The sequence below is a fragment of the Streptomyces sp. NBC_00878 genome, from assembly GCF_026341515.1.
GTDB lineage: Bacteria > Actinomycetota > Actinomycetes > Streptomycetales > Streptomycetaceae > Streptomyces.
The window spans coordinates 1,418,816-1,439,817 of record NZ_JAPEOK010000001.1 but is presented as its reverse complement, the minus strand read 5'-3'; the positions used below and the strand labels follow the sequence as shown (position 1 = coordinate 1,439,817).

Annotated in this window: 16 protein-coding genes; 6 read left to right on the top strand and 10 right to left on the bottom strand. The window is 69.9% G+C overall.

Annotation, left to right across the window (positions count from 1 at the left end):
• Nucleotides 1-82: 82 nt before the first annotated feature.
• Genes OHA11_RS05775 through OHA11_RS05755 form a run of 5 tightly spaced genes read right to left on the bottom strand, consistent with a single transcriptional unit; the run spans nt 83 to nt 7,323 of the window.
• The gene (locus OHA11_RS05775; protein ID WP_266492620.1) at nt 83-2,998 is read right to left on the bottom strand and encodes a glycoside hydrolase family 2 TIM barrel-domain containing protein; all 2,916 of its coding nucleotides are present in this window, start codon (nt 2,996-2,998) and stop codon (nt 83-85) included.
• On the bottom strand, nt 2,998-3,894 hold the full coding sequence (locus OHA11_RS05770) for a carbohydrate ABC transporter permease (RefSeq protein WP_266492618.1): 897 nt from the start codon (nt 3,892-3,894) through the stop codon (nt 2,998-3,000). The genes OHA11_RS05775 and OHA11_RS05770 overlap by 1 nt, the downstream gene beginning before the upstream one ends.
• Before the next feature lie 12 nt (nt 3,895-3,906).
• A complete protein-coding gene (locus tag OHA11_RS05765) occupies nt 3,907-4,869 on the bottom strand; it encodes a carbohydrate ABC transporter permease (protein WP_266492616.1) in 963 nt (320 codons plus the stop codon).
• Nucleotides 4,869-6,158: an ABC transporter substrate-binding protein gene (locus tag OHA11_RS05760; RefSeq protein ID WP_266492614.1), complete on the bottom strand. Its 1,290-nt coding sequence runs from the start codon at nt 6,156-6,158 to the stop codon at nt 4,869-4,871. Before OHA11_RS05760 ends, OHA11_RS05765 begins: the two co-directional genes overlap by 1 nt.
• Before the next feature lie 37 nt (nt 6,159-6,195).
• Nucleotides 6,196-7,323 (bottom strand): carbohydrate kinase family protein, encoded by a 1,128-nt coding sequence (locus tag OHA11_RS05755; protein ID WP_266492613.1) that lies wholly within the window; start codon nt 7,321-7,323, stop codon nt 6,196-6,198.
• A 143-nt stretch (nt 7,324-7,466) separates the two neighbouring features.
• Between OHA11_RS05755 and OHA11_RS05750 the strand changes: the two genes are divergently transcribed.
• The 4 genes from OHA11_RS05750 to OHA11_RS05735 all read left to right on the top strand — a co-directional run bounded on the left by OHA11_RS05750 (nt 7,467) and on the right by OHA11_RS05735 (nt 13,745).
• Entirely contained in the window at nt 7,467-8,216 is a 750-nt protein-coding gene (locus tag OHA11_RS05750; RefSeq protein ID WP_266492611.1) for a DeoR/GlpR family DNA-binding transcription regulator, read from the top strand.
• 85 nt (nt 8,217-8,301) lie between these two features.
• Nucleotides 8,302-9,639 carry a 6-phospho-beta-glucosidase gene (locus OHA11_RS05745; protein ID WP_266492610.1) on the top strand — a complete coding sequence of 446 codons (1,338 nt, stop codon included), beginning with the start codon at nt 8,302-8,304 and terminating at the stop codon, nt 9,637-9,639.
• Between the two features lie 28 nt (nt 9,640-9,667).
• Nucleotides 9,668-12,721, top strand: coding sequence for a glycoside hydrolase family 38 C-terminal domain-containing protein (locus tag OHA11_RS05740; RefSeq protein WP_266492609.1), 3,054 nt, complete (start codon nt 9,668-9,670; stop codon nt 12,719-12,721).
• 151 nt (nt 12,722-12,872) lie between these two features.
• Nucleotides 12,873-13,745, top strand: a complete 873-nt coding sequence (locus OHA11_RS05735; RefSeq protein ID WP_266492608.1) for a sulfotransferase — start codon at nt 12,873-12,875, stop codon at nt 13,743-13,745.
• A gap of 45 nt (nt 13,746-13,790) precedes the next feature.
• Here the strand turns inward: OHA11_RS05735 and OHA11_RS05730 are convergent, their stop codons facing one another.
• The 5 genes from OHA11_RS05730 to OHA11_RS05710 all read right to left on the bottom strand — a co-directional run bounded on the left by OHA11_RS05730 (nt 13,791) and on the right by OHA11_RS05710 (nt 18,739).
• Complete coding sequence (locus OHA11_RS05730; protein ID WP_266492607.1) at nt 13,791-15,461, bottom strand: carbohydrate binding domain-containing protein; 1,671 nt, start codon at nt 15,459-15,461, stop codon at nt 13,791-13,793.
• Nucleotides 15,462-15,525: 64 nt separating this feature from the next.
• Complete coding sequence (locus OHA11_RS05725; protein WP_266492606.1) at nt 15,526-16,758, bottom strand: ATP-grasp domain-containing protein; 1,233 nt, start codon at nt 16,756-16,758, stop codon at nt 15,526-15,528.
• Between the two features lie 201 nt (nt 16,759-16,959).
• Nucleotides 16,960-17,739 (bottom strand): 2-oxo acid dehydrogenase subunit E2, encoded by a 780-nt coding sequence (locus OHA11_RS48280; RefSeq protein WP_323186526.1) that lies wholly within the window; start codon nt 17,737-17,739, stop codon nt 16,960-16,962.
• Entirely contained in the window at nt 17,736-17,963 is a 228-nt protein-coding gene (locus OHA11_RS05715) for a phosphopantetheine-binding protein (protein ID WP_266492605.1), read from the bottom strand. Before OHA11_RS05715 ends, OHA11_RS48280 begins: the two co-directional genes overlap by 4 nt.
• Complete coding sequence (locus OHA11_RS05710) at nt 17,960-18,739, bottom strand: hypothetical protein (protein WP_266492604.1); 780 nt, start codon at nt 18,737-18,739, stop codon at nt 17,960-17,962. Before OHA11_RS05710 ends, OHA11_RS05715 begins: the two co-directional genes overlap by 4 nt.
• 161 nt (nt 18,740-18,900) lie before the next feature.
• On the opposite strand from OHA11_RS05710, the gene OHA11_RS05705 reads away from it, so the two are divergent.
• Together OHA11_RS05705 and OHA11_RS05700 are read left to right on the top strand one after the other, a co-directional pair.
• Entirely contained in the window at nt 18,901-19,809 is a 909-nt protein-coding gene (locus tag OHA11_RS05705) for a metallophosphoesterase (RefSeq protein ID WP_266492603.1), read from the top strand.
• Nucleotides 19,757-20,455 carry a 4'-phosphopantetheinyl transferase gene (locus OHA11_RS05700; RefSeq protein WP_266492602.1) on the top strand — a complete coding sequence of 233 codons (699 nt, stop codon included), beginning with the start codon at nt 19,757-19,759 and terminating at the stop codon, nt 20,453-20,455. Before OHA11_RS05705 ends, OHA11_RS05700 begins: the two co-directional genes overlap by 53 nt.
• The last annotated feature ends 547 nt before the right edge of the window (nt 20,456-21,002 follow it).

Genomic DNA, 21,002 nt, shown 5'->3' with positions numbered 1-21,002 from the left:
GCTCGGGAGAGGGGGGTGGTGACTCGGGAGGGGGTGGCGACCGGGAGAGGAGGAGGCGGCCAGGAGGGGGCGGCAGCCGGGATCAGAGCACGCGCAGAGTCCACGCCCAGCGGTGGGTGCCCGACGCGACGAGATAGTCGGCCGAGGTGTCGGGACCGCACGACGCCGTGCCCAGACCCCGGTGCGCGGCGTCGAGGTGTACGACACAGCCGGGCCGTGGCACCAGCTCGTCGTGGTGCGTGGCGGCGGCCAGGTCCTCGGCCCGGTAGCGGTTGACGGAGACCTGCCCCGGCGCCCCGAGCTCCACGGTCAGCCCCGTGGCGTCCGGCGCCGACAGCGTGAACCGGCGCACACCGTGCCGGCCGCCGCTCTCCTGCGGCCGCAGATAAGGGGTGAACAGCTCGTCCACCGGGAGGGAGTGGTGTCCCATGGGCGCGCCCGTGCTCCGGTCCGGGTAGGACTCCCAGGGGCCCTGCCCGTACCAGTCCAGGACATCGAGCCCGGGGACCGTCTCGAAGACCGTACCGACGCGGGCCACGTCGTCGAGGCCGTCCGGCAGTTCGGCCGACTCCTCGACCCGGAGGCCACCGGCGACCGGAGTGAACACCTGCTCGTGGCGGACGGGCCCGGCCCCGGTCGCGTACTCGGCGGCCACGACGATCCGGGAGCCCTCGTCGCGGACGTCCACGACCTTGCGTTCGAGCTCGTCGAGGCCCTGGTCGCGCCAGCGGGCCGCCATGCCGCCCAGTTCGTCGTTGTCGGTGGGCGCCCGCCACAGGCAGAGCACGGGTGCGGCGGCCAGCAGCGGATGGACCAGCAGCGCGTCCGCGTCCAGGGTGACGGCCGGACCGGACACGGGCTCCGGAGTCGGGTCGGCGACGGCCGAGCCCAGCCGCACCTGCGGCACACACACTTCGGTGCCGAGCGGCGCCCAGGCCTCGTCGTCCGCCGTCGTGACCCGCAGCGTCAGCCAGGACTCGCCCTCCGGAACGGGGAACGGCAGCGGCATCGCCGCCGACTCGCCCGGCGGTACGGCGGGCAGCTCGGCGGGTGCCACCAGCGTGGTGCCGTCGGCACGCACGAGGCGCCACTCGGCGGCCAGCCATTGAAGGCCCCGGAAGTGCTGACGGTTGTGGACCAGAAGCACGCCCTCGTCGTAGGTCAGGCGGACCGGCGACGCGATCTCCCGGTGCTCGAACATGACGGGCTTGGGCGTGCGGTCCGGGAACACCACGCCGTCGGCGATGAACGCCCCGTCGTGGATCGTCTCGCCGAAGTCGCCGCCGTAGGCCCAGCGGAGGCCGGGACCGGCGACACCGCGCTCGTACAAGCCGGCGCCCCCACGCCCGGCAGGTCTTCCGTCGTTCACACGCTGGAGAATGCCGTGGTCCCAGAACTCCCAGATGAAGCCGCCCTGAAGACCTGGGGTGGACTCGATGGCCGCCCAGGTGTCGGCGAGCGTGCCGTTGCTGTTGCCCATCGCGTGCGAGTACTCGCACTGGATGAGCGGCTTGGTCTGCTTCCCGGACCGGGCGTGCGCGACACAGTCCTCGATCGGCGCGTACATCGGGCAGGCGATGTCGGAGGCGACCGTGAGGTCGGCCCAGTCGAGCTTGGCCGCACCCTCGTACTGGATCGGCCGGGTCGGATCGTGGCGCCGGACCCAGCCCGCCGCCGCGTCGTGGTTGGCGCCGTAGTCGGACTCGTTGCCCAGCGACCAGATGATGACCGAAGGATGGTTCTTGTCGCGCAGCACCATGCGTGAGACCCGGTCCACGAAGGCGGCCAGATAGCGGGGGTCGTCGGCGATCTCGTGGGCGTGGTCGTGCGCCTCGATGTTCGCCTCGTCCACGACGTAGAAGCCCAGCTCGTCGGCGAGGTCGTACAGCGTCGGGTCGTTCGGGTAGTGGGCGGTACGGATCGCGTTGAAGCCGAAGCGCTTGAGCACGACCAGGTCCGCGCGCATGTCGTCCGCCGTGACCGTGCGCCCGGTCAGCGGGTGGAAGTCGTGCCGGTTGACGCCCCGGATGTAGACGCGCTCGCCGTTGACGAGCAGGTCCCGGCCGCGGATCTCGACGTCCCGGAACCCGACCCGGTGGTGCGAGGTGTCGGCGACCGAGCCGTCGGCCCGGTGCAGGCGCACGGTCAGGTCGTACAGCGCCGGTGTCTCGGCGGTCCACGGCCGTACGTTCTCCACGGTGACCCGCAGCCGGACCTCGCCGAGGAAGTCGGACACCCGCATGTCCTCGGCGTTGAAACGGTCGAACTCGGCGTCCTGGGCGAGGAGTTGGCCGTCCAGTTCGCCGGTGACGTACCACCCCTGCGGCAGCGGTCCCGACGCGTCGCGCACCTGGCAGTCGACCCGGAGCCGCCCGTCCCGCCGCGCCCGCACGGTCACGTCCGAAAGCCGCAGCGGATCGGTCGCGTACAGCAGCACCGAGCGGGTGACGCCGGCGTGCCACCACTGGTCCTGGTCCTCGATGTGCGAGGCGTCGGACCACTTGACGACGGTCAGCCGCACGGTGGCGGGGTCCCCGGGGCGTACGACGTCGGAGAGGTCGAACTCGGCGGCGAGGTGGGAGTCCTTGGAGATGCCGACCGGCTTGCCGTTCACATGGACGAGGAGCACGCTCTCGGCCGCGCCGACCTGGAGCACGATCCGGCGGCCCGCCCACTCGGCGGGGATGTCGACGGAACGCTCGTATATGCCGGTCGGGTTGGTGGCGGGCGACGCGGGCGGGAACTCCCCCCACGGCATACGGAAGTTGGTGTACTGCGGCAGATCGTCGCCGCTCTGTGTGGTCCAGGTGCCCGGCACCTCGATCCGGGTCCACTCGCCCGAGCAGCCCATGGGCGAGCACAGCCACTGGAAGTGCCAGGAGCCGTCCAGGGACAGCGCGCCGGAGCGCCGGTCCACGGCGTTCATGGGCAGCCGCCCCCAGGAGGTCACCTCCGGTGCCTCCCAGGGGCGCAGGGCGATCAGGTGATCGCGTCGCATCAGCGAATGGCTCCCTTGCCGAGGTCCGCGATGATCTGCTTGGCGCCGATCGCGAAGACGATCAGCAGCGGGATGAGGGCCAGCACCGCACCCGTCATGACCATCCCGTAGTCCGTGGTGCCGTGGACACCGTTGAGCTGGGAGAGCGCGACCTGGAGGGTCACGTTGTCCGGGTTGGTGAGGGCGATCAACGGCCAGGCGTAGTCGTTCCACTGGCTCATGAACGTGAAGATGCCGAGGAAGGCGAGACCGGGCCGCACCAACGGCACGGCCACGTGCCAGTACTGGCGCATGAAGCTCGCCCCGTCGAGCTTGGAGGCGTCGAGCAGCGAATCGTGTATGGCGCTCTTCATGTACTGGCGCATCCAGAAGATGCCGAACGCGTTCGCGGCCGCCGGCACGACCAGCGAGGTCATGGAGCCGATCCAGCCGAGCTTCGCCATGATCACGAACTGCGGGATGGCCTGCAGCTGGGCCGGCACCATGAAGATCATCATCATCATGGCGAACAGCACCCGGCGGCCCGGGAAGCGGAACTTCGCGAAGACGAAGGCGGCCAGCGAGTCGAAGAAGAGCACGAGGACCGTCACCGTGGTGGCGACGAGCAGCGAGTTGAACATCGACCCGAAGAAGTCGATGCTGTCGAAGAGCTTGCTGACGTTGTCGCCGAAGTGCGAGCCGGGCAGCAGCTTCGGCGGGTAGGAGAAGATCTCGGTCGACGTGTGCGTCGACATGATCACGGCCCAGTAGAACGGGAACGCGGAGAGCAGCACGCCGAGGATCAGGGACACGTGCAGGGCGATGCCTCTGCGTGTGGCGCCCTCGATGCGCCTGTTCCTGCCGTGCTTGGCCCCGCTGGGCTCGGACTCGGTGGGCTTGACATCGGTGATGGTCATGGTGGCGCCTCCCTAGTCTTCGCCCCGGCGCTGCACCAAGCGCCAGTTGATGATCGAGAAGATGACGACGACGAGGAAGATGCCCCAGGCCACGGCGGCGCCGTAACCGAAGTCGTTGTTGTCGAAGGTCTGCTGGAAGAAGTAGAGGACCATCGTCCGGCCGGCGTGGTCGGGACCGCCCGAGAACGTCGACTCGTTGGCCGTGGTCTGCAGCAGCACCTGGGGTTCGGAGAAGCTCTGCAGACCGGTGACCGTCGAGACCACGAGGACGAAGAGCAGCACGGGCCGCATCATCGGCAGCGTGATCCGGAAGAAGGTCTGCACGGGCCCGGCCCCGTCCATGCGCGCGGCCTCGTACAGCTCACCGGGGATCGTCTGGAGTCCGGCGAGGAAGATGATCGCGTTGTAGCCGGTCCACTGCCAGGTCATCAGCGTCGCGATGGCGACCTTGATGCCCCACGGCGTGTTCAGCCAGGCCACCTGATCGATACCGACCGCCTGCAACAGGGCGTTGACCAGGCCGAAGTTGGTGGAGAAGACCGAGCCGAAGATGATCGCGACGGCGACCACGGAGGTGACGTTCGGCAGGAAGTACGCGAAGCGGTAGAGGTTCTTGAAGCGGACCGCCGAGTTGAGCAGCACGGCCGTCACCATCGCCAGGAAGATCATGGGGAAGGTGGCCAGCGCCCAGATGATGAGCGTGTTGCCGATCGAACTCCAGAAGTCGGTGTCCGACAGCAGGTACTTGTACTGCGACAGCCCGGCGAACTCCATCGAGCCCAGACCGTCCCAGCGGTGGAACGACAGGTACAGCGAGAAACCGACCGGGATCAGACCGAAGGCGAGGAAGAGCAGATAGAAGGGGGAGATCGCGGCGTACAGCCGCCAGTAGCTCAGGACGCTCTTCTTGGGCGGGACGAAGGGCGCTTCGGCGACGGGCGCCGGGGGTTCCTCGACCATGGGCACGGTAGCCATCAGAAGCTCACCCCCAGGTGGTCCGCGATCCGCCGGCACTTGCTCATGGCGTCCCTCCAGGCCTTCTTCGGGTCCTTGCCGAGGACGCCGACGTTCTTGATCTCGTCCTTGATCGGCTGCCCGAGCGCCACGTCGAACGGGCTGTTGAAGGCGACCGGGATCTTCTCCGCCGCCGGTCCGTAGACGTCCATCGTGGCCTGGCCGCCGAAGAACGGGTCGGGGTCGCGCAGCTGCTTCATCTCGTACGAGGCGGGGGTCGACGGGAAGAGTCCGGCGTCGACGAAGCCCTGCGCCTGGTTGTCCGCGTTGAGCAGCCAGGTGATGATCTCGAAGGCCTTCTCGGGTTCCCGGCACGCCTTGGTGATCGCCAGGAACGAGCCGCCGACGTTCGACGGTCCGCCCGGGCAGTTCGCCACCCGCCACTTGCCCTTGGTCTTCGGCAGCCCGAGCTTTATGTCACCGGCCGCCCAGGAGGCGTTGATCTGGCTGGGCAGCAGTCCCCTCTCGGACGCGGAGTTCCAGTCGGGCGTGCCGCTCACGATGCTCGACACGAGTCCGCGCCGCTTCGCCTCCACGGCGCGGTCCCAGGCGGTGCGCACATGCTCCTGGTCGCCGATGAAGTGCTGGTCCTCGTCCACGTACCGCTTCGTGCCCTGGCCGATCGACATCTCGAAGACGCTGGCGACGTCGGTCAGGATGAACGAGCCGGGGATCCGCTTCTTGAGCTGCTCGCCCGCCGTGAAGAACTGGTCCCAGGTGCCCATCTCCTTGGACACGTCGTCCGGTTCGTACGCCAGCCCGGCCTTCTCGTAGACGGCGGGCTGGTAGAACTGCACGACAGGACCCACGTCGATGGGGAAGCCGACGAGGCTGCCGTCCGGGGCCACGCCCTGCTGCCACTTCCAGTCCAGGTACTGGCTCTTGAACTTCTCCGCGCCGAGGGTCCGGAGATCGATGAACTGGGAGGCGTTCGGCAGATAGGACGCCATGTCCTCGCCCTTGAGCCCCGCGATGTCGGGGACGTGGGCCTGGCCGGTCATGGTGGTTATCAGCTTGGAGCGGTAGTAGCCGCCGATCTGGATCGCTTCCAGCCTGACGGTGCTGTCGTCGTAACGGGACTTGGCCTTCTTGACGACGGTGTCGCTCAGCCCGCCGCTCCAGTACCAGAGGACCATGTTCCGGCCGGTCGAGCCGGTCGGAACGGCGCAGCCGGACGCCAGGCCGCCGAGCGCCGTGGCGGCCGTACCGGCCAGACCCGCGCGGAGCAGGCCCCTTCGTGAGAGCCGCACAGCTCCCACCGCCTTTCGGATGTGTTCGGTCTTCGCATCAGGGGAGATCAGGAATGCCGTGGGGGGCGGGTGGGGTCACCGGAGCGTGGGGGACCGGCGGTCCGGGGTCCGCGGGCAGGCGGTCGGCCAGGAAGCCGTACGCCCGCCGCAGCGCCGTGTTTTCGGGGTTTGCGGTGTTCTCGGTGTTCTGGACCGACTGCCACCACTGGTGGACGCCGTACCAGCCGGGCGCGGCGAGCGCCCCGCCGTGCCGCCGCACGGACAGTGAGGCGGCGAGCACCGCGAAGCGCAGCCGCTCTTCGAGGGGCCAGCCGCCGAGTGAGGCCGCGACGAAACTCGCGCCGAAGACGTCTCCGGCACCCGTCGCATCCAGCACCTCGGTGGCGAGGGCGGGCACGTCCGCGTACTCGCCCGTCGTCTGGTCGACGGCGAGCGCGCCGTCGCCGCCGCGTGTGACCACGGCCACCGGCACCAGCTCGGAGAGCTTGCTGAGCGCGTCGGCCGCGGTGTCGGTGCGGGTGTACGCCATCGCCTCGGTGTCGTTCGGGACGAAGGCGTGGCAGAGGGCGAGCTGGTCGAGGAGGGCCGAGGACCACTGCTGGGTGGGATCCCAGCCGACGTCCGCGTAGATCTTCGTACCGTTCGCCGCCGCCTTGGCGAGCCACTCGCGGGGTTCGGCCTCGATGTGCACGAGGGCCGTGCGCGCGGCGGGCGGGTCACCCATCAGCGCGTCCTGCGAGTACGGGGGTTCCTGGCCGTGGGTGACCAGGGCCCGGTCGTGGGTGGGGGTCCCCCCGCTCATGGGGGTCCCCCCGCTCGAGCGAAGCCGAGAGTGGGGGAGCGCGAGCGAGACGGTGACCGGGGTGTGCCAGCCGTCCGCCGTGCGCGAGAGGGAGAGGTCGACGTGCTCCTGACCGGCGAGGACGTCACGGCAGTACGTGCCGTAGTAGTCGTCGCCGAACACCGTGGCCAGCGACGTCCGCAGGCCGTAACGGGCCGCGGCCACGGCCAGGTTCGCGATCCCGCCCGGGCTCGTGCCCATCCCGTCGGTCCAGATCTCCTCGCCGGGAGTCGGCGGTTTGCCCAGACCGGTCAGGACGAGGTCGTAGAAGAGCAGCCCGGTCAGCAGCACATCGGGCCGCACGTCGGGCCGTTCGTCACCCACGAGCGCATCCTCTCGTCAAAACTCTTCTCGTCAAAACTCTTCAATTTCGGTGCACAGGATCGTGCGCGCCTCTGACTGATTTGGCAAGAGTCGAGCAGAACTGAGCATGGAAATGATTGGCTATGACGAGTACTGTTCACCGCGTGCTGGCAGAGAGACGACATCAACTCATCCTGCGGGCCCTGCGCTCCGGGGGCCCCGCGGCCGTCACCGATCTCTCGGAGCAGCTCGGCGTGAGCCCCGCCACGGTCCGGCGCGACCTGCTCAAGCTGGAGGAGGAGGGTCTGCTCACCCGCGTGCACGGCGGTGCGGTCGCCGAGGAGGGCGACCAGCCCTTCGCCGAGGTCGCCGAAGTGCGCGTGGCCGAGAAGGACGCCATAGGCGAACATGCCGCCGCGATGGTCGAGGACGGCCAGTCGGTCCTGCTCGACATCGGCACCACGGCCTACCGGCTGGCCCGGCAGCTGCACGGCCGCCGCATCACCGTGATCACCAGCAACCTCGTGGTCTACGAAGAGCTCGTGGACGACGAGGGCATAGAGCTGGTGCTGCTCGGCGGCATGGTCCGCCGCGAGTACCGCTCACTGGTCGGCTTCCTCACCGAGGACAACCTGCGTCAGCTGCACGCGGACTGGCTCTTCCTCGGCACCAGTGGAGTGCGCCCCGGCGGGCAGGTGATGGACACCACGGTCGTCGAGGTGCCGGTGAAACGCGCCATGATCAAGGCGGCCGACCGGGTCGTCCTGCTCGCCGACCGCGCCAAGTTCCCGGGGACGGGGATGGCGAGGGTCTGCGGGCCCGAGGAACTGGACGTGGTGGTGACCAACGGACCGGCGGACGCGGGAACGAGGTCCGCCCTGGAGGAGGCGGGCGTGCGCGTGGTGCTGACTTGACCGGCGTGCGCGCCAGGCGTCGCCCTGTAGACGGGAACTCGACGACAGGGCCGCGGACCTCGACGAACATCGAAAGGGCAGTTGCGTGAAGCTGACGATTCTGGGCGGCGGCGGATTCCGGGTGCCGCTCGTGTACGGGGCGCTCCTCGGGGACCGCGGCGAAGGCCGCGTCACCGACGTCGTGCTGCACGACCTGGACGCGGGACGGCTCTCCGCCGTCGCCCGCGTCCTCGCCGAGCAGGCCGCGGACGTCCCCGACGCACCCTCCGTGACCGCCACCACCGACCTCGACGAAGCACTGCGCGGCGCCGACTTCATCTTCTCCGCGATCCGCGTCGGCGGCCTCGAAGGCCGCGCCGCCGACGAGCGGGTCGCCCTCGACCAGGGTGTCCTCGGTCAGGAGACGGTCGGCGCGGGAGGCATCGCCTACGGACTGCGCACGGTGCCCGTCGCCGTCGACATCGCCCGCCGCGTGGCCGAACTCGCGCCCGACGCCTGGCTCATCAACTTCACCAACCCGGCGGGACTGGTCACCGAGGCCATGTCCCGCCACCTCGGCGACCGCGTCATCGGCATCTGCGACTCGCCGGTCGGCCTCGGCCGCCGCATCGCCCGCGTGCTCGGCGCCAATCCGCGCGAGGCCTGGATCGACTACGTCGGCCTCAACCACCTCGGCTGGGTCCGCGGCCTGCACATCGCCGGACGCGACGAACTGCCGCGGCTGTTCGCCGACCCGGACCTCCTCGGCTCCTTCGAGGAGGGCAAGCTCTTCGGCACCGAGTGGCTCCAGTCCCTCGGCGCGATCCCGAACGAGTACCTGCACTACTACTACTTCAACCGGGAAGCCGTCCGCGCCTACCGCGAGGCCGAGAAGACCCGCGGCGCGTTCCTCCGCGACCAGCAGGAACATTTCTACGAGGAGATGAAGCGGCCGGACGCCGCCGCGCTCACCGCCTGGGACCGCACGCGCGCCGAGCGCGAGGCCACCTACATGTCGGAGAACCGGGAGACGGCCGGCGCGGGCGAACGCGACGCCGACGACCTCTCCGGCGGCTACGAGAAGGTGGCGCTCGCCCTGATGCGGGCCATCGCCCGCGACGAGCGCACCACGCTGATCCTCAACGTCCGCAACCAGGGCACCCTCTCGGTGCTCGACACGGACGCCGTGATCGAGGTGCCCTGCCTCGTCGACGCCAACGGCGCCCACCCGGTCGCCGTCGCCCCGCTCCCGGACCACGCGACCGGCCTGGTCTGCGCGGTGAAGGCGGTCGAGCGCGAGGTGCTCGCCGCCGCCGAGTCGAGCTCCCGAACGACGGCCGTGAAGGCCTTCGCCCTGCACCCGCTCGTCGACTCCGTGAATGTCGCGCGCAGGCTGGTGGACGGCTACACCGAGGTCCATCATGGTCTGGCGTACCTTAAGTAAGCGCTTTCCCCGCTACCTGGAGACTTTCATGCACGACGAACGCCGCCGAATCGAGGAGCGCGTCCAGCGCCTTCACGACCAGCGCATCAAGACCGCGATCTACGCGGCGACCGTGCCCTTCGAGGTCGAGGCCTGGCAGGCACCGGGGGAGCCCGTCCCCTTCGACGAGGCCGCGTCCGCCCCGTACAAGCCCTTCGCGATGAACACGCCGTGGGGTCCGCCCTGGGGCACCACCTGGTTCCGGATGCGTGGCCAGGTTCCCGAGGAGTGGGCGGGCAAGCGCGTCGAGGCCGTCATCGACCTCGGCTTCGTGGGCGACTGGCCGGGCAACCAGGCCGAGGCGCTCGTCCACCTCGCGGACGGCACCCCGCTCAAGGCCGTCAACCCGCTCAACCAGTACGTGGCGATCGGCAACCCCGCCACCGGCGGCGAGCGGATCGACTACCTGGTCGAGGCGGCCTCCAACCCGGACATCCTCGCCGACGACTTCGCGAAGACCACGCCGCTCGGTGACAGGCTCACCGCCGGCGACAAGCCCCTCTACACCTTCCAGAGCGCCGACATCGCCGTCCTCGACGAGGAGGTCTGGCACCTCGACCTCGACGTCCAGGTGCTGCGCGAGCTGATGCTGGAACTGGGCGAGCACGACCCGCGCCGGCACGAGATCATGCACACCCTGGACCGGGCCCTGGACCTGCTGGACCTCGACGACATCTCCGGTTCCGCAGCCGACGTACGGGCCGCGCTGAAGCCCGCGCTGTCCAAGCCCGCCAACGCCAGCGCCCACATCGTCTCCGGCGTCGGCCACGCGCACATCGACTCCGCCTGGCTCTGGCCGATCCGCGAGACCAAGCGCAAGACGTCCCGTACCTTCTCGAACGTCACCTCGCTCGCCGACGAGTACGACGACTTCATCTTCGCCTGCTCCCAGGCACAGCAGTACGAGTGGGTGCGCGACAACTACCCGAAGGTCTGGGCCCGCATCCAGGAGTCCGTCAAGAAGGGCCAGTGGGCGCCGGTCGGCGGCATGTGGGTCGAGGCCGACGGCAACCTGCCCGGCGGCGAGGCCGTCGCCCGCCAGCTCATCCACGGCAAGCGGTTCTTCATCGAGCACTTCGGCGTCGAGACCAAGGGCGTGTGGCTGCCGGACTCCTTCGGCTACACCGCGGCCTACCCGCAGCTCGCCAAGCTGGCCGGCAACGAGTGGTTCCTCACCCAGAAGATCTCCTGGAACCAGACCAACAAGTTCCCGCACCACACCTTCTGGTGGGAGGGCATCGACGGCACGCGGATCTTCACGCACTTCCCGCCGGTCGACACCTACAACGCCCGCTTCAGCGGCGAGGAGATGGCCCGCGCCACCCGCAACTACCAGGAGAAGGGCGCCGCCACCCGCTCGCTGGCCCCCTTCGGCTGGGGCGACGGCGGCGGCGGCCCCACCCGAGAGATCATGGAACGCGCGCGCAGGCTCGCCGACCTGGAAGGCTCGCCGAAGGTCGTCATCGAGCACCCCGACGACTTCTTCGCCAAGGCCCGCGAGGAGTACGAGGACGCCCCGGTCTGGGTCGGCGAGCTCTACCTGGAGCTGCACCGCGCCACCTACACCTCGCAGGCCCGCACCAAGCAGGGCAACCGCAGGAGCGAACACAAGCTCCGCGAGGCCGAGTTGTGGGCCACCACGGCCGCGCTGCACGCACCGGGCTACGCCTACCCGCACGACAGGCTCGACCAGCTCTGGAAGACGGTCCTGCTCCACCAGTTCCACGACATCCTGCCCGGGTCCTCCATCGCCTGGGTGCACCGCGAGGCGGAGGCCGAGTACGCCCGCGTCGCGAAGGAGGTCGAGGCGCTGACCGCCGAGGCGATCACCGCCCTCGGCACGGGCGGCACCCGCGTCTTCAACACGAGCCCGGTCGAGCGCCGGGAGGTCGTACGCACCTCCGACGGCACCCTGGCCCACACCGTCGTCCCGGCGAACGGCAGCGCGCCCCTCGGCACCGGCGAGGTACCCGAGCCGGTGACGGTCACCGGTCGCGTCCTCGACAACGGCCTGGTCCGCGTCGAGGTGGCCGAGGACGGCACCCTGGCCTCCGTACGCGATCTGCGCGCCGGCGGCCGCGAGGTCCTCGCCGACAAGGGCAACCTGCTCCGGCTGCACACGGACCTGCCGAACTACTGGGACGCCTGGGACGTCGACAAGCACTACAAGAACCGCTACACGGACCTGCTGGACGCGTCGTCCGTGACGGTGGTCGAGGAGGACCCGCTGCTGGGGGCGATCCGGGTGGAGCGCTCCTTCGGCAACGGCTCGCACATCACCCAGACCATCAGCCTGCGTGCCGGCAGCCCCCGTATCGACTTCGAGACAGACATCGACTGGCACGAGGCCGAGAAGTTCCTCAAGGCGGGCTTCCCGGTGGACATCCGGGCGGCACACTCGTCCGCCGAGATCGCGTTCGGCCACATCCAGCGGCCCACGCACACCAACACCAGCTGGGAGTCGGCCCGCTTCGAGGTCTCCGGCCACCGCTGGGTCCACCTCGGCGAACCCGGCTACGGCGTCGCGGTCATCAACGACTCCACGTACGGCCACGACATCTCCCGCACGGTCCGCGAGGACGGCGGCACGACCACCACGGTCCGCCTCAGCCTGGTCCGCGCCCCGCGCATCCCGGACCCGGAGGCCGACCAGGGCAGGCACCGCTTCACGTACGCGCTGCTGCCGGGCGCGACCATCGAGGACGCGGTCGCCGAGGGCTACGCGCTCAACCTCCCGCTGCGGGTGGCGGACGCGGCGGGCACGCCCGAGCCGGTGGTGTCCGTGGACGGCGGCGGGGGCGTGACCGTCGAGGCGGTCAAGCTCGCCGACGACAACTCGGGCGATGTCGTCGTCCGCGTCTACGAGTCTCTCGGCGGCCGTGCACAGGGCACCCTGCGCACGGGCTTCCCCCTCGCGGGCGCCCAGCTCACCGATCTCCTGGAGCGCCCGCTGAGCACGGTGGACACGGACGGCGACAGCGTGTCCGTCACTCTGCGGCCCTTCGAGATCCAGACGCTGCGGCTGGCCGTGGAGAAGAAGTGACCACGGTTCCCATGAAGAATTAAGGAAGCGGTAAGAGGCCAGGTCACGGTGGGTTCACGGCCCGCCGTGACCTGCGCTTGTTGCCTGTACGACACCTGGAGTTCGCCCGGTGCCCCTCTGATGTGGGCGAGTGCGAGAGAAAGGTGTCACCGTGCGAGACCCGCGAATGTCCGCGATCGGCAAGGGACTGAGGCGCAGGGGAAGGCTGATGGCCCAGGCGGTGAGTCCGCCGCGCCGCACCCTCGACGCCATGCCCGCGCCCAGGACCCACGGGGACTCGTACGTCGCTCCGCGTGCCCCGCGGCTGGTGGACTCGCCGGTCTTCGTCCTCTCCTCCGTGCGCTCCGGCTCGACGCTCCTGAGGGTCCTGCTGAACAGCCACAGCAGGATCCGCGCCCCGCACGAGATGCATCTGCGCACCCTGCACATCAACCTGTCGCGCGACTTCACCGCCGACGCCATGAAGGCGCTCGAACTCGACAAGGACGAGCTGGAGCACGTGCTGTGGGACCGGGTGCTGCACCTGGAACTCGTCCGCAGCGGCAAGGAGATCATCGTCGACAAGACTCCGCCGAACACCCTCATGTGGCCGCGCCTGCACCGATGTTGGCCGAACGCCCGCTACATCCTGCTGCTCCGCCACCCCGGCGCGGTCGTCGCCTCGCTCACCGAGCGCCGCACCGACCCGGACCACGCACAGATCCGCGCCGAGGTCCTCGACTACAGCGAGAAGCTGGACGAGGCCCGCCGCACCCTCGACGCCCACGTGATCACGTACGAGGACCTCACCGCGCACCCGGAGCGGACCACCCGTGGCGTGTGCGAGTACCTCGGCGTCCCGTGGGAGAGCGCGATGCTCGACTACGGCAAGAAGGACCACGGCGACTTCCGCCCCCAGCTCGGCGACTGGAGCCCCACGATCAGGTCGGGCCGCATCCAGCAGGCCCGCCCGGCCGACCCGACGGCCGAACTGCCGCCGCGCCTGGCCGAGTTGGCGAAGGCGTGGGGGTACCCGGTCGACTGACCGGGCACCCCCTTGAGGGCCGTCGGGACCTTTCGTGACCGGCCGTCAGCCGGTGAAGCCCGCCGTGATCGACGTGAACTGCCAGTTGTTCTGGCTGATGCCGGAGCAGTTGCTGACCACGCCCCCGCCGGGGCACGGCCGGTCGCGGTTGACCGACCAGAAGGCGAGGCGGGCGATGTGATGGGAGTTCGCCCAGTCGCGGATCTGAGTCCAGGTCGTCGGCGAGGTGAGCTCCTGCTGGTCGCTCAGCCCGTTCATGCCGGAGATGCCGATGTGCGCGTAGGCCGTGGCGTCGTCCCAGCCGAAGACCGACTTGAGCTTGGTCTTCAGACCCTCGGTCGCGTTCACCGTGTTGCCGTACATGTCGGCGCCGCCGCCGAAGTCGAACGGCATGATGGTGAACACGTCGATGCCCGCGCCCAGTGCCGAGGCCCGCTCGATGAGCCGGTTGCCCCAGGAGGTCGGGCCGGTCGTCGACGTGCCGAAGGTGATGATCGTCCGCAGCCCCGGGTTGTTCTGCTTGACGATCTTCAGGGCGTTGAGAATCCGGTCCTGGACGACCTCGTTCTCGAACTCGTCGGTGTTCTCGATGTCGATGTCGATCGCCTTCAGCCCGTACGCGTCGATCACCCTCTGGTACGCGCCGGCGAGCGCCTCCGGTGTCGAGCAGTTCGGCCCCAGCTTGTTGCCGCTCCAGCCGCCGATGGACGGGACGATGTCACCGCCCGCCGAGCGAATGGAGTTGATGACGGACTGGTCGTTGCCGCCGGTCAGCGGACGCGACCCGTCCCAGGCCGGGTTGCAGCCGCCCGAGGAGAGGATGAACGCCATCGTGAACCACTTGACGCCGGTCGAACTCATCACCGACGAGGCACTCGGCGGGTCACCCCAGCCGAGGTACAGATAGGGCGCGGCCTGCTTGAAGCCGGTGGTGCCGCTGCCCGGATCGGTCGTCACCGCAAGGGAGTTGGAGGCGGCGGACCGGTTCCCGGCCGCGTCCCTCGCCCGCACGGTGAACGTGTACGCGGTGCTCGGCGAGAGCCCGCTGACCGTGGCGGTCGTCCCGGAGACGCTGAGCACCTGGTTCGCACCGCTGTAGATGTCGTACGCGGTGACTCCCACGTTGTCGCTCGACGCGTTCCACGCCAGCGACACGCTCGACGAGGTCTTGCCGGTGGAGCGCAGGGTCGAGGGGGCCGTCGGTGCCTGGGTGTCCGAGCTGCCGCCCGGCCCGTCCAGGCTGATGTCGTCGGCCTGGTAGGTGCCCTGCGCGTACCAGCCGTGGGTGTAGATCGTCGCGCTGGTCTGCGCCGCGCCGGTCGTGAACGACACGGTCAACTGGCTGTAGGCGGAGGGTGATTGGGTCCAGGTCGACGGCCCGCCGTCCACGCCCAGGTAGGCGTAGCTGCCGCGCACCCAGCCCGTCAGGCTGTACGCGGTGTTCGGCTGGACCGACACGGTCTGGCTGCACTTGGCGATGTCACTCGAACTCGCCGCGCCCGCAAGGGCTTTGGTGCCGCCGTGCACGGGGCTCGACACGATCGAGCCGAGGTTGCCCGAGCAGGACCAGGGGGAGAGGCCGCCCGACTCGAAGCCGGGGTTGGACAGCACGTTGGCCGCCTGGGCGGTGCCGGGCAGGGCGACCGCCCCGGCGAGTGCCAGGGCGGCCGATGCGAGCAGAGCGAGGAAACGGTTTCTGGAACGTCTGAGGCGCACGTGATCTCCCTGAACGTTTGGGGGGTACGGGAGTTGGCACGTTCACCAAGTTGGTATGGACCAATCAGACTGTCAAGGGACTGTCCGAAGTCTGTGCGGCCTGAGTCGCTTGTGCCGCTTGAGCCGCCGGAGTCGCCTGTGCGGCCTGGGCGGGCTGTGCGGCCTGAGTCGCTTGCACGGTCTGTGTCGGCTGAGTGCCGATCACGGGCTCCGGAGCGGTCGCGGGCGCGGGGACGGGGAGGTCCAGGTCCCCGTGCTGCGGCTGCTGCTGTGGCACGGCCCGTACCGCACGCGGACCGGCGACCACCGTGTAGTCCTGGCCGAGGAACGGCGGGACCAGGTCGCCGGGCTCCTCGCCGAGCGCCAGCCGCACGGCGGCCCACGGGGCGTTGATGCCGCACTGCGAGAGCTGGTGCAGGCCGCCCGCCGGACGGGTGTTGACATCCATCAGGACCGGCTCGTCGCCGAGCATCCGGAACTGGATGTTCGTCAGATAGTGCAGCCCGAACGACTCCGCGAGCAGCCGGGCCGGCTCGATCCACTGGGGGTCGTCCGTGAAGCCGCGCCGCCGCCCGTTCTTGGTCCGGCCCACGGCCATCCGTACCCGCCCGTCCGGACCGGTCAGGCAGTCCACGGACACCTCCGGCTGCTCCAGACGTGGCATGACCAGCCAGTCCACCGGCTCGTCGGCCTGGTTCAGCGCCTCGACGACCATGTCCAGCGGCACGTACGGGCTGGGGAAGCCGTTGAGGTGCATCAGGGAGAAGGGGGTCCGCGTGATGATGCGGAAACCGACGCCGCCCGCCCCGGAGGCCGGCTTGAAGCACGCCTTGTGGCCGTCGGCCTCCAGCGCGTCGACCGCCACGACCAGCTCGTCCGCGGTCCGCACCCGCCACCACGGCGGCGCCGGAATGCCGAGCTTCTCGACCGCCTCGTAGGCGATCACCTTGTCCTGGAAGGTGTGCACGGCCTCGGCGGGCGGTGCGAGCAGCGCCGTACCGACCGCGGCGAAGTCCTCGCGGTGCTCGGCGAGGGCCGCCTGGTGCAGGACCGGGACGAACACGTCGAAGGAGTGCCGGGCGCACTGGTCGAGCGCGTACTCGACGTACGCCGCCGGGGACAGCCCCTCCGGCTCCATCGCGGCGGTGTCGGCGGTGGCGAGGATGGGGGAGTCCGGGTCGCCGTGCGTGGCGTGGATCTCGACGGCCCGGCCGCACGGATTTCGCCGTAGCTGATCCATGAAGAACACGTTCTCCGCGTACGTGCGGTTGAGCCAGACGCGTACGCGAGAGACCATGCAGGCCGCCTTTCAAGGTCCGCGGGCACGGCGAAGCAAGCCGTGCCCGGCCAAGGAGTAAGTGGGTACACAAAACCGCCGTTCGAAAACGGGAGTCCGTGGCGGTTGTGTAGGGCCGATCATAAGGCTTCCGAAGCCTGCCCGCTGCTACGTGCGTGTTACAGAATCTCCGGACGGACCCGTAGGTGCTCCTGAGGCAGGTCAGACCTCATGGACCCCGTCCTCCTCGACGGACTCCGGCTTGAAGGACTCCAGCCCCTCCTTGATCTCCGCGAGCACGTCCGCCGCCTCCGCGCCGTCGATCACCCGGTGGTCGAACGTGAGGCTCAGCGGCAGCAGCGGAGCGACGACGACCTTCCCGTCCCGGATCGCGGGCCGGTCGGCGGTCGCGCCGAGCCCGAGCGTGATCGTGGTCCCGCCGACGGAGTGGAACGCCTCCACGGGACGGTGGCCGAGCGAGGTCACCGCGAACGTGCCCGTCGTCGCGGGCCGCCTGCGCAGGGGACGGGTCGCGGCACGGTACGCGAGGGTGCGCAGCGGCCCGGGCAGCCGCTGGAGGGCGCGGACGCCGGCGAACTCCGGCATCGTCGCGGGGTCACCGTCACGGAAGTGGTCGACGCGCTCCTGGATCTCGGCGAGCCCGGCCCGCTCCAGGTCGGGCAGCACGGCGGACAGCACCACCCGGTGCCCGCCCAGCGTGCGGTCGAGAGTGAACTTGCCGTGCACGGCGTCGTAGCGGGCGACCCGGGACCGGCCCCGGAGCGCGGCGTTCGCCTCCGGATGCGCGGCCAGCACCCGGGCGGCCACATGAAGGACGTACGTGACCGTGGAGATCCGGCGCCCCGACGGCTGCCCGGCCCGGTGCTCCCGTACGTTGCCCATGTCGACCGACGTACCGAGGAACACCGGCGCGAAGCCCCGGATGCCGTCGAGGAAGGCCAGGGTGTGGCGGCGCTCGCGGGCGACGGGCGAGATCCTCACGAGGCCACCGCCAGCGTGTAGATCTCCTCCAGGCTGCCGGCCTCCAGGGCCTGGGCCAGGGGGAGCGCACGGCCGGTCGTACGCTCCAGGAGCGCGAGGAGCGAGAGCAGGTGCACCGAGTCCCAGCCGGGCACCCGGTCCAGTCCCGCGCCGACGTCCGCGCCGGTCACCGGCAGGCCCAGGTCGTCCTGGAGGAGGGTGAGGAAGTCGTCGATGGAGTTCACGAGCCGTCGTCTCCCGGGATCTCGGTGAAGTGGACGTGCGCGGGCGGGACAGGCAGGACCAAGAGGTCGTGCTCGTACGTCACGGTTGTGCCGTCATCGGTGACGGGGGCGAAGCCGTTCCTCGGGTAGAAGTCCTTGACCTTGGTGTTCTTCGGTGTGGCCCGATAGCTCGCGCGCACCGCGCGGGCGCCGTGCGCGCGGGAGTGCCGGAGCACGGCGTGGAGCGCGGTCTGCTCGATGCCTCGGGAGAACACCCGGCAGCTGAGCAGGAAGTTGTCGATGTGGACGGTGTCGTCGCGCTGGTGTGTGAACACCGCGCCGACGACGCCGTTGTCCCCGAAGCGGTCGGCGGCACGGACGGCGAGGACGCGTGCCGCCGGATCGTCGACGAGTGCGCGCACCTCGGCGGGCCCCAGTCGCAGCGTCATCTGGTTGAACTGGTTGGTGCGCAGGGTCAGTTGGGAGAGGCGGGCCACCTCGGCGGGACCGGCCTCGACGAGCCGGACCTCGACCCGCAGCTGACGCAGGTACTCCTCAAGGGAGTCGAAGCTGTCGAGGAAGTCCTTGCGGACCAGCTCGTCGCGGTACTGGGCGACCCGCGTGACGTCCTCGCGGGTCAGCTCCAGGGAGTCGAACCAGCCGTCGCGCAGCAACGCCTCGATGTGCAGGGCCGGTTCGCCGTCCACCGGGACGACGGCGACACCGGGCAGCTCGTGGCGCACGAGCCCGCACTCGTAGGGGCTGTCGTCTCCGCGGTTGTCGACTACGTCGGTCATGGTTCTCCCCCGGGGTTCTTCACCCACACCCAAAAGACCGGCCGGAGCCACATCGTTCGCGGGCCCGCTAAAGCCGCTCTTGTACGGTGGAGGCCACATGTGTTCTTGTGTTTCCATCCGGGCACGCCGAGGGGCGTCTCCGGTCCACGGAAGGGGCGAGGGTGACGACGGCTGACCGTTCCGGGGGCCGGCTGCTGGCCATCAGCGACCTGCACATCGGATACGCCGAGAACCGAGCCCTCGTCGAGGAGATGCGCCCCGAGACCGACGACGACTGGCTGCTGGTGGCCGGCGACGTCGCCGAGACGGTGGCCGACATCCGCTGGACCCTCGAAACGCTCGCCTCCCGCTTCCGCAAGGTGATCTGGGCACCCGGCAACCACGAGCTGTGGACCCACCCCCAGGACGCCGTCACCCTGCGCGGCGTGGCCCGCTACGAGCACCTCGTGGAGGTCTGCCGAGAGCTGGGAGTGACGACGCCGGAGGACCCGTACCCGGTGTGGGAGGGCCCCGGCGGACCGGTCGCCGTCGCACCGCTGTTCCTCCTCTACGACTACTCGTTCCTGCCCGCGGGCTGCGCGACCAAGGAAGAGGGGCTCGAGTACGCCCACGGGACCGGCGTCGTCTGCACCGACGAGCACTTCCTGCACCCCGACCCGTACCCGAGCCGTGAGGCCTGGTGCCGGGCCCGGGTGGCCGAGACCGAGCGCAGGCTCGCGGAGATCCCCGCCGAGCTGCCCACGGTCCTGGTCAACCACTACCCGCTGGACCGGCACCCGACGGAGATCCTCTGGTACCCCGAGTTCGCCATGTGGTGCGGCACCCGGCTCACCGCGGACTGGCACCGCACCTACCGCGTCTCCGCCATGGTCTACGGACACCTGCACATTCCCCGCACCACCTGGCTCGACGGCGTCCGCTTCGAAGAGGTGTCGGTGGGCTACCCCCGTGAATGGCGCAAGCGCTCGGAACCACCGGGCAAGCTGCGCCGCATTCTGCCGATGGAGGTCGGATCCGGTGATCGAGGAACTGCTCCCGGAGTCGGTCGTGGCCGTGGAGGCACACGGTGACGAGCGGCCCGGAGGCACGACGCCGTACCCCGAGCTCTATCCCGAGGAACAGGCACTGATCGCACGCGCCGTCGAGAAACGGCGCCGCGAGTTCACCGTCGTACGCGGCTGCGCCCGGCACGCCATGGAGAAGCTCGGCGTGGCCCCGCAGGCTGTGCTGCCCGGTGAGCGGGGCGCCCCGCAGTGGCCCGCCGGGCTGATCGGCAGCATGACGCACTGCGAGGGCTACGGCGCCGCGGCGCTGGCCCGCGAGACCGACCTGGCCTCGCTCGGCATCGACGCGGAACCCCATCTGCCGCTCCCGGAGAACGTGCTGCCGTCCGTGGCGCTGCCCGACGAGAACCGGCGGCTGCACGGCCTCGCCGGGCAGCACCCCGGCGTCCACTGGGACCGGCTCCTGTTCAGCGCCAAGGAGTCGGTCTACAAGGCGTGGTTCCCCCTCACCGGGAAGTGGCTCGACTTCACCGAAGCGGACATCGACATCTTCATGGATCCCGGAGCCACCACGTCCGGCGGCTTCCGCGCCGAACTCCTCGTGCCCGGACCGGTGGTGGACGGCCGTCGGATCGGTCACTTCGACGGGCGCTGGACGGTGCGCCGGGGCCTCCTTGCGACCGCGGTGACCGTGCCGCACACGCGGGACTGAGCGCGTCCTCGGACCGCGGTCGGCGAAGGGCCTGCCCCGCCGCGACGTACGAGGGCTTCCGGCCGGCACGCCGGGAGCACGCACCGGACGCCGCTCCTTGACGGGCGAACATTGCCTGCCGCGGCACTGAATTCCCACGTCAGACGCACCGCGGGACCCACGTCGGTCGCCGCGGCCACCGCCATCGCATCCGGGTCGTCGCGGTCGCGGAACACCGAGTCGGCGTGAGTTCGCCGTAATGCTCGACAGGTGCGGTCGCTCTGCTGTGGGTCCGTCCCGCCCGCCGGCATCGGCCTGTGGGACAGGCGGTGGCGGCTCGCGAGTACCCCCGCGCTGTACTCCACGTCCGCGTCCGCGTGCGTGACGGCGTCACGCGGCACCTTCGATCAGCACGCGTAGTGAAGGTGGCCTGCTCAGGCTGTGCGGGGCGGCCGGTTCTGGCATGCGTCCACTCTCCTCACCAAAGCTCCGGACGAGGCCGCAGGTCCGGTCGGATCGATCGATCGCGATTCTGACGACTATGAAAAACAGAAACGAATTTGTATGC